Raw genomic sequence first — 16,782 nt, 5'->3', positions numbered from 1 at the left:
TTATAAAATGGGGTAGGGCGATACTCTAAAGAAGAGGGGACGCGCTGGCAACGTTCGCCGACGGAAACGACTCGCGCAACGTCCGCCCGATCCATTCCATGAACCATAAAGCATCCTCGCCAGGCGCGTTTTGGGGCGTCAGCAGCTGATAGCTTTCCAACGCCACGGCCTCATCAACACATTTCACCAGGCTGCCTTCCTGTAGCTCACGCTGCACCAGCACCTCAGTCGCCAGCGCCACGCCATGCCCGCGCTGGGCGAGGTTCAGCACGATGTCGTTGCTCATGTGCGATGCGTCCGACGTGACCCGCACGCGCAGCCCAATGGCCGCAAACCAGCTGTTCCACCAGGTACCGTCGTCCACATGGATCAGCTTGCAGGACGGCAGATCCGCGGCCTGCAACTGGCCTGGCAGCCGCGCCAGGTAACTCGGCGAACACACCGCGAAAACCTCCGGCCGGATCAGTACCTCGCGCACACCGGTCAACTCGCCAGGTAAACCATAGGCAATCGCCAGATCCGCCTGGCGCTGATCCACCGCGGTAAACGAAGCGTTGGGCTCGATCGCAATCTTCAACTCAGGCCTCAGGGCACGCAGCGCTTCGATCTGCGGGGTCAGCCAGCGCGAAGCGAAGGCTGGCACACAGAGGATGCGCAACCAGCGCTCAGAGTCCCGGCGGGCCAGGCGGGTGCCGGCATCGGCCAGAATCTGCAGGGACTCGGCCACGGCTTGGTAGTAATGCGCACCTTGCAACGTCAGCTTCACGTCACGCGAGCTCCGCTCGAGCAGGCGCACGCCCAGCCAGTCTTCCAGGTTCTTCACATGCCGGCCGATGGCAGGCTGGGTCACGTGCAGTGCCTGCGACGCAGCCACATAGCTGCCCAGTCGCGCAGCCGCTTCGAACGCGCGCACGGCGTTCAACGGAGGGAGCCGATCGATGGCCATGAAAACCTCAGGTGTTAGTTTTTGTAATAGTGGCGACAAATTTATTGTTCTTTTCCGCATAGCTCAAGTTGTCGAGACTCGCGGTGGGAGCGGGCCTTGCCCGAGACGTCCCCGGACCTGGCGATAAACGAGGAGTTACCGATGCGGGCTACACCCATAACAAGCAAGCCGATCACCGTTTTGTCCTTTCTGGTGCTGGCCATGGCAACGACGGTGGGCGCGGCCCAGGCCGCCGAAAACAAAGGCCCCTGTGGCGTCCCTAACCTGCAGACCTGCCCGCAGCCGTTCGACAAGGTGCTGCCAGCCCCGAAGAACATGCTGACCTGGGACCAGGACACCCGCGTGGTGGGCTTTCGCAATACCTACCGACTCTACGAAGGCGACGTGTTCGCTACCCGAGGTGCCAAACCTTACCCGTTGCCCGCAGCGGATCACGCCCTCAGCGACGTGAAATACAGCCTTGGGGGCAAGCAGCAAAGGCTCGCCGATTACCTGAAAAATCAGAGCGTCACAGGCTTGTTGGTGCTCAAGGACGGCAAGATAGCGTACGAATACTACGCAAAAGACAACACCCCGCAGACCCTCTGGACCTCACGTTCCGTGGCCAAGTCAGTGGTCAGCGTGCTGGTTGGCGTGGCTATAAAGGAAGGCAAGATCAAGTCAGTTGACGACAAGATCACTTCCTATATCCCGGAGTTGAAGGGTACCGCCTGGCAAGACGTGACCCTGCACCAGCTGATGCAGCACACCTCAGGGGTAATCTGGGACGAGAATTACGCCTCGCCAACCTCCGATTTCTCGCACATGACCCAGTGCGAGGCCAAGCCGGACCCTTATGATTGCGTGCTCAACCTGGTCAAATCGGTCAAGCGCAAGCCCGGGGTAAAGCCCGGCGAGGTCTGGTCGTATAACACCGGCGGCGCCTGGCTGGTCGGCCGGGTGCTGGAAAATGCCACAGGTGAGACCCTGGCCAAGTACCTGGAGAGCCGCATCTGGAGCCGTTACGGCATGCAGCAGGATGGCGTCTGGCATGCACTGGTGCCGGGCAAGGTTGACATGGGCGGCCACGGCTTCAACGCCACGCTGCGGGACTGGGGCCGGTTCGGCCAGTTCGTGCTCAGCGGCGGTCAGTTGCCTGGCGGCGAACAGTTGCTGCCCAATGACTGGATTGCACGTTCGACCCATTGGACTCAAGCCAAGGGCTCGGTGACGGCTGCAGCGCCCAAGGGTCAGTACGGTTATCAATGGTGGTACAACGCGCCGGCGCCCGATGCTGAGCCTGAACCGAAACGGACGGCGAACAGAGATCAGACATTCTGGGCGCTGGGGATTTACGGACAGACGATCGCGATCAATCCGGCTGAGCGGTTGGTGATGGTGCAATGGTCGACGTGGAAGAATGCAGAGACGCCGAGTTCGCTGTATGACGAACAGGCGGTGTTTGTGAACGCGGTTGGTGAGGCGTTGGGACGGTAGCGGGAAAATGGCTGTGGCGTGGCTTTGATTCTGGTGGGCAACCGGGGCCACGCCTTCATACGATACTACGCATAATGTATATTATGTTAAATGCCGTACTGGATGAAATACCTCTCTATGTGGTCGATACCCGCAAACCATGATTAGGCTGCTGTAACCGTTGAAATCACAACGGAATCTTATGAGCCCTTGGGTTTACCAATCCTCCGCGTGATCACGGCCCATCGAAGATTCGCTCTGATAGCTGAGATATATGGCATACGCAATCGAGGGCACGGGATTCTGTATGTCGACAAGCAAGCAGTGAACTACGGCAAATTCAAGCTCGCGTTGGGGAATCTGAGCCATCACTTCAGGGTGTCCAAGACTGCCGTACGACTGCGCCTTGCCGGTTTGGGGGTATTAGTGAATACGTTGAATCACTGACCTCCGGACAGCGTTATGGGCGTTCGGGCTACAGACTTGCTCGTCATCTGGTCACGACAGCTTCGAGTGGCTTTAGTGTGATGCTTGCCCTGCTGTAATTTGAGAGCGCAACGCTTCACTTTCAGCCTTAGCCTGATCGAGTAACTGTGCCGTGTGCTTGTCTCGTATCTCCAGTGTGTTGCGAGTCAGCTCGCCCTGCAGCGAAGACTGGGTTGTTTGAAGCTCCTGGTCTTGGGATTTCAGCGCCTGGCGCAACGTTGCGATCTCCTGCTTTGCAGCATTGAGCTCAGCTTAAATCGTAACGTGCGCTTCACGCATACCCTTTCGCTCTTGCTCGAATGAGGCTCGCTCATGGAGCAGCGCTTCGTTCCCCTCCTCCAGCAGCCGCTCCAGCAACTTTTCAATCAGACCGCTCAGTTCTTCGCTCAGTCGTGACGGCGACGCAGCAGGGCATGTATTGTTGTCTGCGAGCCGGTATTTCCCAGCTCAATGCGCATTGCATCGATACTGGGGTTTTGCCCTCTGGACAGCAGTGCCTCGCGCGCTTTGCGCACCAGAACCAGGTTTCAGCACGCTGAAGCAGCGTCTTGCAGCACTTGCAAACTGGCACCAGACCCATGGCTTTCCTGATCCCACCAAGGCGCCGAAGGTGCGCCAGCTCCTGAAGGGCATTCGAGTGCTTCATCTCGTCCAGCAGAAGCAAGCAGCTCCCCTGCCCTTAATGCAGCTTGAGAAGGCGGTTGTGTTTCTGCAGCAGGAAGCGAGTGATGCGCGCATCGCTGGCAACATGAAAGGTGTGTTGACCCGGGACATCGCGCTGCTTAATGTGGGTATCAGGTTCTACCTGGCTCACAGCAAGGGCGATCGCCAGCATGTTGGTCGCGAATACAGGACGCCATCGCTCAATAAGCTATGCCCTATTGAGGCTTACCTGAACTGGATCGAGGCTGCTGACATTGCACGAGGCCCGGTGTTCAGGGGGATTGATCGTTGGGGTAATGTCGGCGAGCAGGCTCTTGCGGCTCACAGCTTGATTCCACTGCTAAGGGGTACATTGGAACGATGCGGGCTACCTTCTGAGATCTACAGCGCTCACTCGATGCGTAGGTGTTTTGCTACTTGGGCGGCCAGCTCTGGCTGGGATATCAAGACACTGATGGAGTACGTTGGCTGGAGCGATCTGAAGTCGGCTCTGCGCTACGTCGAGCCGGCACAGCAGTTTGGGGGATTGGCACAGAGGCTTGAGGGAAGCTCGTAGCCTGGAAATCAAATTCAAGGAAACTCACAGCTCATCCATGTGGATGTCAGCTCGGGTTCATGAGGCAGGCATTTCAAAACATTAGGTCAATGTTAATTTTAGGCGCTAGTTTAAGTTTGCAAGGAGGCAACGTGGCTAAGCTTGATTTCATTTTTAGTGTTCACATGTGTGCTATCAGTCAGTCCATTTCCATTATGCGAATGCTCGCTGAACAGGCAGAAAAAAATGTGGCGCTCGCCGTCAAAGAGGCTAATGAGCCAGGAGCAGTAAAGGAGCATGAATTCGAAGAAGAATCATGCGACCAGGATGGCGAAAGCTACGTAAGGATCCGAACGTGCTATTCGTGCGGCTCTTCTGTGGATTATGACCCTGAAGAGGCTTTAGCCATGCACCAGTTCTTGATCACTCAGCTCACGCGACGCTCCGCGTATCTCACCATGTTCGGTTTATTCGAGCATCGTATTAGCCAATGCCTGGAATTCATGATTGATCTCACTAGATACGATGGAGAGGTCAAGGGTATGGGTCCTTTAGAAAGGGCGCAGTACATGCTGCTGAATGTCGTTGGTGGCAACGGAATAAAGGATCTAGATCACCTCACAGTCCTTAGGAACATAATGATCCACAGCGACGGCGTTGCTAAGGGATATGAGGAGATGAGCACGCGTAAATCTAGAAAGACCCCTGCAGAAAAAAGGGTCTTGTCAGCCATTCGTAGAGCTACGGGAGTGTCGCTCAACATGTTCGATGGCGTCATCATGGGTCAAACGTTCCTGACATATGCCGTCGATGAGTTTGAAAGGTATGTACGAGAGATGGAGGCGGCTGTGCAGAACTACCATAAAAACATGGCGATCCCGCATGTCTAGGCGCTCTGGCGCGGGTGACCCTGAGTGTGGCTAGCAGCATCGACGCCTCAGCCGATGACTGAGCGCCTGCGGAGCCCACGCCAACACGATTAACCAACGGAGCGCGTCTGACGTACTCATAGCCACGAACCGATAAGCAGCCTGGGAAACGCCCGCACGGAGGCTCGCTCTGAGGCTGCTTCATAATGGCGCTAAATGGTAGGAGTGCATTTGTACTCCTATTGAAAAATGCTTATTTAGCCGCCTTTAGATGTCCGTACCGGCTCGTTTACGCAGCAAGTCGCGCTTTCTTTTTACCCCGATCTTGGGATTCAGGGTGAGCGCCTCCTCGTAGCATGCAATCGCCTCCGCAACCTGTGATAAGGCTTCGTGTGCCAGGCCTTGGACTTGAGCGCTGTAGGCTTCCATGCAGGATTCACATCCGCGCCAATGCGCCGGGCGCGAATCAGAGCTTCTAGAATTTCTTGCCCCTTTTCAGTGGTTAGCAACGAAAAGTCGCCTTTTAACATTGATTCTGCAGACAGGCTCACGGCGGAGTAGTCGCTCGAATTCAAGAATGCATCATCGGCCCTGTGCTCATCCAGGATGACGCCATCAGCACCGTAGCGGTACTCGCCACCGCCGGAAACCTTGAAGACCAGCTGGCGGTGCTTCTCGTCAAACTCGATCGTGTCAGCGCCAAAGCGTCGCGGCCTTACAGAGAAAAGGATATGCCCGGTCGTCAGATCGAACAGGGTCAGTTTTCCGACATCCTCCGTCGGGCTATTTGCCGTTATGCAGTAAGCCAGCTTCCCGTTTCTGGACAGTCCGCTTTCCAGGATGTTGGCTGTAAATGTGCGTAAGACGATGGGCGTCCCATCTGCGGAAAAGACATGGAATGTACCGGACAGGTGACTTCCGAAATGCCAGTCCTCTATGGAGAAGGTGCCGTTGTCGGCAACCTGACCCTGGTTCGGCCTAGGCAGGGATCCCTGTGCAGCAAAGGCGCCAGTCGAAAGATTGACCAGGAGATACCGGCCCTCCCCGCTCTCCCGGTGGCCTCCCCTGGAGCCGTTCGGGGTATTGTCGCGCCACGACACAGCCCATTTGCGGTTTCGAGATTTCTTGAACAAGCCGCTCCACTCGATTGCGTAGATGCATAATAAGGTATTCGACAGCTCGACAATCGGTTGGGGGGCATCCTTGGTCATCACTGCTGGGGGGGCTTGGCTTTTCACGTTTGCCAAACAACCACGCAAGTAGCCTCATCCGAGCGCTCCCTCTTGCTGTCAGTCTGATAATTGCTAAGCGCCAGCCAAGCTAAAGATCCAGTCATCGCACGTCACGTGAAACAAGCACGCATGGAACTCGCTCCAAAGCCAGTCTATGATCGGCTGATCTCAAAATGCCTTCATGGAGTAGTCCATTATGGACGAGCAACTCGGACGCTTGCACGCTACAGCCTGCTTCAACTCAGCCTCTACCTTCAAGGAGACGACGCTGCGCAGCAAAGCGTATGCGAATGCCGCGCTAACTGAGTTTGTAAAGCTTCAGCGTGAGCAGCCCGAGATCCTGACCACCCTCCTCAAGGGAGGCAATCAGGGCGCCAAACGGTTGAACACCGACCCCTACCAGGGGCTTCGCGAGGTTATCCAGAATGCTGATGACCTTGATGCCACTTCCGTGCAGTTCGGTGTGCAAACGGTTCGAGGCAATAAGCAGCTGGTGATCGTCCATAACGGTCTGCCCGTTGAGCTGCCCCACGTGCTACCGATGATCTACCCGTTCTACTCCACTAAGCAGCAGTCAGCGGAGCTTAAAGGGCGGTTCGGCATCGGCCTGAAAACCCTCACCCAGCTCGGCGACAACCTGACAGTCCACAGCGCCCCCTTCCATTTCGGCTCGCGCGATGACCACGTGGCCATGGTGGAGGAAGCCGAGGCTATCAGGAATTTTTACGACCCCCACGCCGGCCAGACCCTGGTGAGCGTCGATCTCTATCCAGATTTTGACGTTGACTCTCTGGAAGCCTGGTTCGATGACTGGGCCCCTAGCGACCTGATATTCTTGGACAACGTCCGCGCGATCACCTTATTTGACCTGGATGAGGGCATCCCGCTAAAGCATCTGTCGATTCAGCAGACTCAATCCGATCGCCACTTCAAACTCGCACTTGGCAAGCACCAGAGCCGTGTCACCCACTCAACCTTCCTGGTGGACGACAACCTTTGGGAGCGCTTCGTTTGTGACGTGAAGGTTCCAGCCGGTAAGGCTCGCGCTGCCAAGGCGACCGGTGATTTCACGCCCATTGGTGTTGCGATACCGGTGAATGGGGGTGCTAGCGGGCGGATCCATGTAGCGCTGCCCACCAAGATTCAGACGAGTGCTGCGTTTTCTCTGGACGCACAGTTTGACCCGTCTACCTCTCGGGAAGACATGATTCACGGCGCCTGGAATCAGTGGTTGACTGAGGCATCCGGCCAATTCCTAGGTCAGCTGGCCATCTATCTAGCCCAGCAACGCAATACCCTCGCTTGGCTAGCCGTCCCTGTCGGGGCAAAGACAGACAGCAGTTCGGACTGGCTCAACAAATTGTTCCATGAACAGTGGAGCAAAGGAATAGAGGCCTTCAAAGCGTGTCCCACACTCATTGATGGCCGCTATGGGCTGAGTCAGATTTCGTATTGCGATGTGTCGATCGACGGGATGCTGACGGAAGCTGACCACCTCGCGGTGAGCGGGTGGCCAATGCTGCCCGAGTGGATGCGGGATAGAGACGGACGCTGGCGGGGCGTCCTGGAAGCGCTCTCCATTTCACACGCTCTAGAGCTCGGGGATGTGTTCGAACACTGTGACGAAGATGGATTCGAGCAAAAATCTCCGGCATGGTTCCTGGACATGGCTGTAAGGTGCCTCGAACTGGATGAAGACTATCTGCTGCTGGACTCTCGATGGGTGCCGCTTGCAAGCGGACAGCGTACACAAGCCAAGGCTGAAGACGAAGCCGATTCGTGGCTAACAGGGCAGCCACCCACAATTGGCTTTGCAGCTCGCCATCATCTGACGAATGTAGTTCACCCTCTTCTGCTTTCTACGCCCTACGCCTCCCTCGTCGAATGGCTATCAGAAAGCGCGAATTACAAGACAGACGTAGCAGCCCAAGACGTGCTTGAAGCATTTGCCAGGCGATTCGCGCAAAATGCCATTACAGCCGATAAACAAGACCTCCTCGATCTGCGAGATTTGTTTGAGCACGTCGATACGAAGAACAGCCACTTGGGCCAGGAGGTAGGCGCGGCACTGCTGATTGACGCGTTCAGTCATGTTGCGCTCGAGGATGGTCGATCAACAGTATCGAAGGTGCTCGCCTCGCCTATCAGCGTATACCTGCCAGCATCCATCGCTGATTCACAGGACACGTGGTCGAAGGCGGCTGCTACCACCCCTGAGCTGCTGTGGGCGTCCCCCAGCTATGCCGAGGTGTTCAAAATCAGCAAAGCAGAACAACGGGGCATCCAAGGCGAGTCAGTGGCCACCAGTCGAAAGCGAGGCGTGAAGCGTTTTCTGTCATTGCTCGGCGCCGAGGTTACTCCTCGCCTTGTTGAGGCCACCACGGACTCTGCACACATTGTGCTCCCGTCTCAATATTCAGCCCGCCGCTTCCTGGGCCGAGCACGCGGCGGATTGCGACGTGATTTCGTATCGCCTGATCTTGATGCCGTCATCCGCAACATTCGACAGAGCCCAGCCCAGCCAGTATCGCGCAAGGGGCGCAAATCTCGCGTGTCGGCGCCAGCGTCCGCCCCCACAGCCGTTGAGAGAGCGATAGCCCTGTTTCGCTGTATCGACAGCAACTGGCTCTCCTTCGAGCCGTGTAGCAGAACCTTTGCTTACCGAGAAAGCGGCAGGAGCGATAGCTCGCCAGTGCCAACCACGTGGCTCGGGAGGTTGATTGATAATGCGTGGTATCCCAATTACGCAGGTACACCGTGTAAACCTGGCACCCTCATCGTCGAGACGAAGGTCACGCTCGCGATGTACGAGCATCACACGGATTTTGCCAGTGGCTTGACCGAAACCGACGCCAATAGCGAATTTGCGCGCGCGCTGGGAATGCGCGTCAATCCGCCCGTTTCACAGCTGGTAGCGGCTCTTGAGCGTGCCAGGAGCACGTCGTCACCTGATGACGTCAGCCTGATGAGGTTATACAAGGCTTTGGCTGGTCATTGCCCACAGGGCGGTTCCACCGTCGCGCATGAAGCGATGATCGGCGACATGCAGGCCGGAAGTCTGCGTGGCAAGTTTGGCATTCAGCGCTCTCAAAAAGGGCTGATTGCTCCTTGCGTCACAACCTCCAGGGACTGCAAGGAATGGTTCAGCATGCGAGCGGTTTTTGCCGGCAAAGACATCTTTCATGGCAGACAACCATTTGTTCTGTATGACCGCAGCCTTACCCCTTTGTGGAACGCGCTGGGTATCAGTCATCCTGACTTGAAAAGCTGTATTCGTGAGCTGGAATCCCTAGCGAAAACCACTTACGACCCGAAGCACGACGCATTGTTGCTGGACATCTATCGGCACATGGATAGGCAGCTGGACAAAGCGACTGCCGCAGATCGACGAAGCCTGAGCCTCCTGCCATTACGATCAGGGGATGCCTGGATAACCAAGCGTCCTCTGTATTACTCACACTACTCAAATCTTCGATCTGAGAAGATCGCCTTGTGGACGCCACCGTGTGCGGCTGACACCATTTCTCGATTCGTGAACGCTGCAGGCCTGGAGCGACTCCCATTCTCTGCAGCTGCCCCGGCGAAAACGAATGCGACCAATGACGAGCTGGAATTCCGTTTCCAAACTGCACTTCGCATACTGAAGGCTGATCTTGCGAGAGATGATGAGCGCTCTTACAAGGCGATGGAGTCTTGGAATCGGTTTGATAACGCGACACTCAATATGCATCTGCCGGGACAGCTGATAGTTAACGCAGCTCCCAAGGGGGCGCGGCAAATTTCAATTCAGCTACATGCCTACTCCCACTTATCCGATCTCGCGGTGCATTTCGATGACGAGAAATTCATCGGCAGGAGCGAGTATGGGGGCATCGCGATCGCGGGTCTGGGCGATGGTACGTGCATGCGTGAAATTGCGCTCGCGTGGGTTTCCGCCTGGGCTACCAGCCAAGACCGGGAATACTTCCCCGACATCAATCTGGCGACTGATGCTGAGGAGACCAGTCTTGATATGTTGATTGCCGAACAGGAGCGTTTGAATGGCAGTAATCGTAAACGCATCATCAAGCGGGATGCCGGCGCTACGTCTACCACGGACAGTGCTGAGCGCCCCATCCAGACACGCAAGCTGAAGGCGCTGCCTCACGACTTCCAATTTACTGTCGAAAGCGTAGATGGAAGCAGTCTTGAACATAAGGGGCCGCAGCCGCGCAAAACTGACCCTCTGTCAAAGCCGCCCCTTACACCCAAAAGAGCACCTTCGACGTCGGTGCCAGAAACCGCCTACAAGCAGTACTCCTCCGCAGAATTGCAGACCAAAGCGTGGGCTTATCTGGAAGCTTCATTGCAGCGGGACGATGCTGTGCTGGTTGACTTACAGTCCTGCAGAGGAATCGGTGCTGACGGAGTTCTGGGTAAGAGCACATTCATCGAGATGAAGTCATTCGCTCGCGGAGCTCCTGGTGAAGTCACCCTCACCGAAACCGAGTTCCGCCGCGCTGAAGAAAGCAAAACCAACTTCTATCTGGTCATCGTCTCTGGCTTGGAGGAAGGATATGAGACTGAGCTTCGCATCTATATCAATCCCACCAAACACCTTCCCTGGACACCCAAAGGTCAAGTGGCTATAGGTGGACTGGCCAAAGGGGCTGCCTTGGTGCTTAAAGAAACCGCGGATTGATCCGCGGGCGTGATGCTGTATCCCGCGCCGACTCACAAAGAAGGCGCTGGTGCCTAACGTAAGCGGGGGCTTTCGAAAACTGAGCTTCCCGCTTTGTGAGCCATTATCCGTTCACAAAACGCCACGCTGGCGCATTGGATTCAGGCATTGCCAGAATTGCCGAGAACTGGATAGCCTGATGACACCGACTGATCGAGCGCAATTCCATGTCCCATCACTCTCCCCAAGATGATATCCAGCAATGTATCAGCCGCTATCGATACCTCTTTTGCGTAGACCTCGAAGCAACCTGTGATGATGTGGGCAAGGACGAGCCTGCTAGGCCGCTGGTCGTAACGCCTGATGAAATGGAGACGATCGAGCTTGGTCTGGTGGTAGTGGATCAACGAGAACGCCGCGTAGTGGACAGCTTTCAGAGCTTCATTCGACCAAGCCTGCATCCCATCCTCACGTCATTTTGCAAAGCACTCACTAATAACTCGGCAGCTTGGTGTGCATCCCCTCACCCTTCTCGCCCTGGCATACAGCGCAGATGAGGTCGTTCGACCTACGGATCTCTTGAAGCAGGTGTCCAAAGAGGTGGCTACCCTGGGTGGGTCAATAGCTCCGCTCGCGATCAAGGCTGGGTCCAGGACACATTCCCGGGCGGCAGCGGCCAATGAGCGCCGGGAAGAGATACAACGCCTGAATGGGCAAGGGCTAACCAAGGCTGAGGTGGCTCGGGAGCTTGGTGTTTCCAAACAGACGGTGGGAGGAATTGGTGATTTCGGCAAACATCACAACCCAGCGATAGAGAATGCTAAGCCTGTCTAGGCTCACGAAGCTCCTCGCACGCCTGTTCGGCAGATTGATCGGGCTAATGGTTAAGCTACTTAAAGGCACTGGCCCGCAGCTTACTCTTGGCAACGCGGCCTCTTTTCCTGCCGCTCATGGAGGCCATGGCCCATACAGATCAGCGCGTAGATATTCAGCTGCTTGCCATCTGTTGGTGGTTTGAAGCCCAAATGCGTCGATAAGATCTCTACGTTGAAAGCCAGCAATCACCACCGCGGCTGCCAATTTAGAGGGATTTCCAGAGGTGTCCATCTCTACTGAAGCGAATACATAATGCGGACTGTGGTTGATGAGTTCTTTGATAATGAGTCCCCCTGCACGGTGGTCATCCACAATCTCGAGCTTGTGGACAGCATCCAAGGCCCCCTTCATTGCACAGGGTTCAACGGCGGTTACCTTAATCGATCCAGTATCCGTTCCGGCGCACCAAGTAACCGGACCATAATCGCGTCGGGCCTCCACTACAAAGTCGAAATTCTCAACTCTATCAGTACCTAAAGTACGTTGTACTCGAACGCGAACGAATTGACTTTTGGGGGGCGCTGATTGAAGTTTCAACACGAAAACGCGCTTGTCGCACCACATGGTAACTCCGTCCGTGGCAGTCTGGATGCACCATCCTGGGAGCAAGCCATCACTACGGGTTGGACTGCCAATGGGATTGCAATCCCATGAGACGCTTTCTGCAATAGCCATACTCATCTCCTCGATAGCCTATAACCAGTTTAGCGCCGAAGTTACCCTGGGCAAGTGGTCGACGAAAACCAGCTCTGAAGAATCCCAATAAGCGGTGATCTATCTCTCGCCGGGCAGCCCAGAAAGGTCCGTTCTATCCCCTCCCCCACATGCTTGAGGAGAATCTCAAAGAATGGGGGTAATTCAAAAGGCGTCGGATGTTTGTGTTGCCGGTGGAGATCACTGGCGTCTATCCGATCCCTTACAATGGCTGCAAATAATCGATTTCATAATAGTCGAGGCACTCATCGTAAGAACTCTGGTCGCCCACCCGCAGATGGATAACCTCCATCAATCACTTCGTCTCGAATGTTGGTTCTGGTTAGGGAGTCAGTATTGCCCCCACCGTCCCCGGCGCAGACCCCGCTGGAGCCGCTGCTCGAGCAGTCCCTGACGGTACCTGGTGAGTTCGGCGTAAGGCTGACGAGTCTGTTGACCGTGTTGTCCGAGGACTAGATTGCCCGCCTCGATGAGGGTGAAGCCCAGAATGCCAGTCGGAGCCTGCGCTCCACGTTAAGTGGCGTGCCGTCGAATGCAGGCCCCTCAGGGAGCACCCTGATTCTGAAACCGTTTCGGTGCAGTTTAAGCGCGCTCGATGACACAATTGGATCTTAGATAAGATAGTGGCACAATGCCGTCACTAGCTCTTGACTCGCGCTGCAGTAGCCCCTGCGTGCTGGTGACTGGCTGATGACAAAGACGTCTCGCCACTCGTGCTCGCGCATCGCTAAGATATATCTGGCCATGCTTGGGAGCAGACGTCTTCACAAATCTGGACACGGAACAGGGATGCAAGCACGTGGATGTAAATGAGTTAGCGGATTCCGCGGCGCTTAAGAAACTCGCAGCGGCACTTTGGCAGCAGGATGGCACGTTCCACGGCGCAGCCATTATGGTAGGCGCGGGTTTTAGCCGGAGCGCTGCCATCAGCGGTAATCCAGCACGAAAGATGCCGTTGTGGTTTGAACTCTGCGCGAAACTGGGTACGGAACTGGGCTCTACGAGCTCCGACGCTTTAAGGCTGGCGGAAGAATATCAAGCGTTTTTTGGCCCGCAGTCCATGCACGACAGCCTGAAAACCGCCATCAATGACCAGGCATTCCAGCCCGGTGCGCTGCATGAAGACTTGTTGCGGTTGCCGTGGTCGGAGGTCTTGACCACCAATTGGGATACCTTGTTAGAGCGAGCCGCAGCGAAGGTGCCCGAGCGGGTCTATGGGGTGGTACGTAAACAGGAAGACCTTGCAAGTGCCAGGTCTCCGCGCATCGTCAAACTGCATGGCACCATCGTGCTCGATAACCACTTGGTGTTTACCCAGGAAGATTACCGCACATATCCCGCTCGCTATGCGGCATTCGTCAACTATGCTCGGCAGGTGTTCATTGAAAACGAACTCTGCTTACTGGGGTTTTCCGGCGAAGATCCCAATTTCCTCGCTTGGGCGGGCTGGGTCCGTGATCACCTGGCCGGACATGCCCGTCGTATTTACCTGGTGGGGGCGCTTGGGCTCAACGCTGCCAAGCGAAAGTACCTCGAATCGATCAATATCGCCCCCATCGATTTGAGTACGCTGGTCGCCGACTACGATGACCCGGAGCTGGCTCACCGTGAAGCGGCCAAGCTCTTTCTCCAAGCCCTCCTCGACCTGAAGCCCAAGGCGGAGAGCGCTTGGTCGCCGGCTTATCTCAACCACCCCGTCAAACAGAACCAGCACATCGAAGCGTTCCTGCAGGAACAGAATTATAAGTGGTTCGAAGACAGCCTTGCCACCTTACAAGCGGACCGCAACACCTACCCTGGGTGGTTGGTCTTGCCGGCCCGCCTGCAAGACCGCGTGCTTGAACAGACCAATTTCCATGCCTTCTCAGCTCGTACCCTGCGGCGGCTGCCGGATCAACTGCGCGCTCGGCTGATCTACGAGCGTGTCTGGCGCAGTGGCCTGACACACGATCTGCTCGATACCGAGTTTTCTGAACTGCTGCTGGAAACCGTGCTAGACGAACAAAGCCCGCTTTCCAAACGGGAGCGTCTGGAGGGCGCGGTGCTGCTGCTGAAAAACCAGCGCTGGGCCGATGATGGCTCCGACTCTTGGAAAGGCGTGGAGGGGTTTATAACGTCGAACGCCAAACACTGGGCCGACGCGGCAAACGAATTGGCGTATTACCGCGCCATCCGCGCGCGGGATGCGTTCGACTATGAGGAGTTGCAGGCGCAATATGGCCACATTTCCATCGATGAACCCTGGTGGAAGCTGCGCAAAGCCTCACTGTCGGTTGAACTCGGCGCGTTCGAGGAAGCCAACCTACTGGTCGCACAGGCCTACCGCGAGCTGCTTGTGCTTCATCAGCAAAGCCGGCGCTCACTGTTCCTGCTATCGCGACTCGCCTGGGCCCATTGGCTTTATCATGTGCTGGGACTGGGGGAGCAGTGGATCCCCTTCCCGTCTCTCTATCGCGATCACCGATGCGATCCAGGGACGATGCTGGAGGATATGAAGACCAGTATCGATGATGCTCTTGATCAACAACGCAAAGAGCATGCAGTCGTGCCCAGTTTCGTCCCTGGCAGCTATCGCGACGGGTCCAGCAGCGTGTCCTTTTCCAGCGGTGCACACCCCCTAGTTGTCACGACGGGGGTGTTGGATACGGTGGGCATTCCGCTGCGCTGGCAACAAACCAATCTGTTCGTCCGCCAGGCGGACAAATTGGTCGAGTTGGAGGGCGTTGCGGGGCTCTATAGCTTTTCGCTCGCCGTGCGAGGCGCGAGTATAGAAACCGCTGACATCATCAAGAAATCGTTCAGCAGGCTCAGGGTTGCCCGCTTTGAGTATGCGCAGGTTGAACGGCTCGTCGACCAGTGCCTGCGCGCGATCGATTATTGGAAAGCCAGGACCGTCGAGCGGGCAGCACTGGGGACACGCGCTGGACTGGCCTATCTGCGCATATTCATCGAAATCCTGGCGCGCATCAGCGTTCGCCTGCCAGCTGAACGGTCCCGGCAATTGTTCGTCCTGGCCACCCAACTCTGCCAACAGCCTGCCCTGCAACACCTATGGCTGAAAGATGCCCTGCAGCATTTGTTACGCTACTCGCTGGAAAGTGTTCCCGAGCATGACCACGCCAGCTTGCTTCAGCAGGCACTGGAGGTGCCATTGCCGCACGAGATTGACCTCAGCGCGAACAGCGGTTGGCCGAATCCGGTGATCGAAAAACCGGGGGTGCGCCTCGCGAACCCCGTCATTGATCGGCGGATTGCACATATCATCCAGTCGGTGAGCGCCGAAAGCAGGGACTGCAGCCAAGCCTTGGTCAGGCTGCTCCCTCTGCTCGACGCGGACTACCTTACCTACGCAGAGCGTGATCGCTTACTTCAGCAATTGTGGGGCAGCGATCCCGCAAATCCTATCCTGCAGGGCGCCAACCAATTGTTCGCCCATGCGCTGCTGAAACTCCCGAGCCATCAACCAGAGGCGCTGAAAAGCCAGCTGAGCGCGAAGCTGTTCGACGCAAGTCCGCAGGGTTTGTTCGAAGACGCCTTACTCGAAGATCTGATTAACTCGGTGGGGGCTGCGACCGCAGACATCAAACCCAGCGCCGAGCAAGCGCAACGGTATTTCGAATTAATGACCTGTTGGCGTCCCAAGTCTCAAAGTCAGCTGGAAATGGCGTTCACGTTTGGTGGTGAGCAACGGAAAGCGGCGTTGATCAGTAAAGCGTTGGGTTTGGTTGTAGTACCGCACCTGGAGGGACTGCCGAACGAAACGATGTTTGCCCAACTTGACCTCTTTTACCGAGAGGTTCAAGCACCGGGAGTCTTGGTTGGACTGATCTACTTCGCCGACGCCGATCCTGTCGCCACGCTCGTCGAGAAAACCTTACGGCTTACCCTGCAACACCAAGATCCCAAGTTCGTGACCTACGCCGCTTACGCGGTCCGGGAATGGCGTGCACGAGCCGATAGCCCGATCACGCGCCGGCTGGTCAACCTGCTGGTCATGATTTTTGGCGCCCAACGCCTGGATGCGCTGTCGGAGATCATCGAGTCGTTACGTACCATTCATGAACGCGGCCAGCTCTCGAGCGAGGAGACCGGATTGGTGATCGACACGCTGCCGGTGGTGTTTGATAGCACCCGCTATGACTCAAGTGACGACGTTGGGCATGCGGCGGTAACGATTTCAATTGTCAGGGCCAAGTGTGTGCAGTTGGCCCGCAGCCTCATCGCAAACCGTAATGATGCCTGCGCGGAGCTTGATCGCATCGTGGCAGAGGCCAAGCAGGATCCTTTGCCGGAAGTGCGCTTCGCGTGAGTCAGCGGCTGAGCGGACGCTGGGTACGATCGTCTGC

General features: G+C 56.4%; 10 protein-coding genes. 6 read left to right on the top strand and 4 right to left on the bottom strand.

The genetic code is table 11. The features are described 5' to 3' along the window. Nucleotides 1–25 precede the first annotated feature (25 nt). A complete protein-coding gene (locus CCOS865_RS21040; protein WP_119144419.1) occupies nucleotides 26–946 on the bottom strand; it encodes a LysR substrate-binding domain-containing protein in 921 nt (306 codons plus the stop codon). A gap of 96 nt (nucleotides 947–1,042) precedes the next feature. Between CCOS865_RS21040 and CCOS865_RS21035 the strand changes: the two genes are divergently transcribed. Continuing rightward, the gene (locus CCOS865_RS21035; RefSeq protein ID WP_244216154.1) at nucleotides 1,043–2,422 is read left to right on the top strand and encodes a serine hydrolase domain-containing protein; all 1,380 of its coding nucleotides are present in this window, start codon (nucleotides 1,043–1,045) and stop codon (nucleotides 2,420–2,422) included. Between the two features lie 851 nt (nucleotides 2,423–3,273). Here CCOS865_RS21035 and CCOS865_RS28495 read toward each other — a convergent pair. Next, nucleotides 3,274–3,402 carry a DNA-binding protein gene (locus CCOS865_RS28495; RefSeq protein ID WP_244216153.1) on the bottom strand — a complete coding sequence of 43 codons (129 nt, stop codon included), beginning with the start codon at nucleotides 3,400–3,402 and terminating at the stop codon, nucleotides 3,274–3,276. Here CCOS865_RS28495 and CCOS865_RS21025 point away from each other — a divergent pair. Continuing rightward, entirely contained in the window at nucleotides 3,381–4,106 is a 726-nt protein-coding gene (locus tag CCOS865_RS21025; protein ID WP_147406529.1) for a tyrosine-type recombinase/integrase, read from the top strand. The genes CCOS865_RS28495 and CCOS865_RS21025 overlap by 22 nt on opposite strands. A gap of 131 nt (nucleotides 4,107–4,237) precedes the next feature. After that, a complete protein-coding gene (locus CCOS865_RS21020) occupies nucleotides 4,238–4,975 on the top strand; it encodes a hypothetical protein (protein ID WP_119144414.1) in 738 nt (245 codons plus the stop codon). Between the two features lie 311 nt (nucleotides 4,976–5,286). Here the strand turns inward: CCOS865_RS21020 and CCOS865_RS28490 are convergent, their stop codons facing one another. After that, complete coding sequence (locus tag CCOS865_RS28490) at nucleotides 5,287–6,165, bottom strand: hypothetical protein (protein ID WP_244216152.1); 879 nt, start codon at nucleotides 6,163–6,165, stop codon at nucleotides 5,287–5,289. A gap of 217 nt (nucleotides 6,166–6,382) precedes the next feature. Between CCOS865_RS28490 and CCOS865_RS21010 the strand changes: the two genes are divergently transcribed. Both CCOS865_RS21010 and CCOS865_RS21005 read left to right on the top strand, forming a co-directional pair. Next, nucleotides 6,383–10,867 carry a sacsin N-terminal ATP-binding-like domain-containing protein gene (locus CCOS865_RS21010; RefSeq protein WP_119144412.1) on the top strand — a complete coding sequence of 1,495 codons (4,485 nt, stop codon included), beginning with the start codon at nucleotides 6,383–6,385 and terminating at the stop codon, nucleotides 10,865–10,867. 206 nt (nucleotides 10,868–11,073) lie between these two features. Continuing rightward, the gene (locus CCOS865_RS21005) at nucleotides 11,074–11,403 is read left to right on the top strand and encodes an exonuclease domain-containing protein (protein WP_119144410.1); all 330 of its coding nucleotides are present in this window, start codon (nucleotides 11,074–11,076) and stop codon (nucleotides 11,401–11,403) included. Nucleotides 11,404–11,794: 391 nt separating this feature from the next. Here the strand turns inward: CCOS865_RS21005 and CCOS865_RS28080 are convergent, their stop codons facing one another. Beyond that, nucleotides 11,795–12,397, bottom strand: coding sequence for a hypothetical protein (locus CCOS865_RS28080; RefSeq protein ID WP_147406528.1), 603 nt, complete (start codon nucleotides 12,395–12,397; stop codon nucleotides 11,795–11,797). A gap of 838 nt (nucleotides 12,398–13,235) precedes the next feature. Here CCOS865_RS28080 and CCOS865_RS21000 point away from each other — a divergent pair. Next, nucleotides 13,236–16,745, top strand: a complete 3,510-nt coding sequence (locus CCOS865_RS21000) for an SIR2 family NAD-dependent protein deacylase (RefSeq protein ID WP_119144409.1) — start codon at nucleotides 13,236–13,238, stop codon at nucleotides 16,743–16,745. Nucleotides 16,746–16,782: the final 37 nt, after the last annotated feature.

Source organism: Pseudomonas reidholzensis, assembly GCF_900536025.1.
GTDB lineage: Bacteria > Pseudomonadota > Gammaproteobacteria > Pseudomonadales > Pseudomonadaceae > Aquipseudomonas > Aquipseudomonas reidholzensis.
Note: the sequence above shows the minus strand (reverse complement) of the source record. Positions and strands in the feature narration are given on the sequence as shown.

Coding starts and splice junctions, on each gene's coding strand:
- CCOS865_RS21040 (WP_119144419.1), bottom strand. CDS start 946: ATGGCCATCGATCGGCTCCCTCCGTTGAACGCCGTGCGCGCGTTCGAA.
- CCOS865_RS28490 (WP_244216152.1), bottom strand. CDS start 6,165: ATGACCAAGGATGCCCCCCAACCGATTGTCGAGCTGTCGAATACCTTA.
- CCOS865_RS21010 (WP_119144412.1), top strand. CDS start 6,383: ATGGACGAGCAACTCGGACGCTTGCACGCTACAGCCTGCTTCAACTCA.
- CCOS865_RS21005 (WP_119144410.1), top strand. CDS start 11,074: ATGTCCCATCACTCTCCCCAAGATGATATCCAGCAATGTATCAGCCGC.
- CCOS865_RS28080 (WP_147406528.1), bottom strand. CDS start 12,397: ATGGCTATTGCAGAAAGCGTCTCATGGGATTGCAATCCCATTGGCAGT.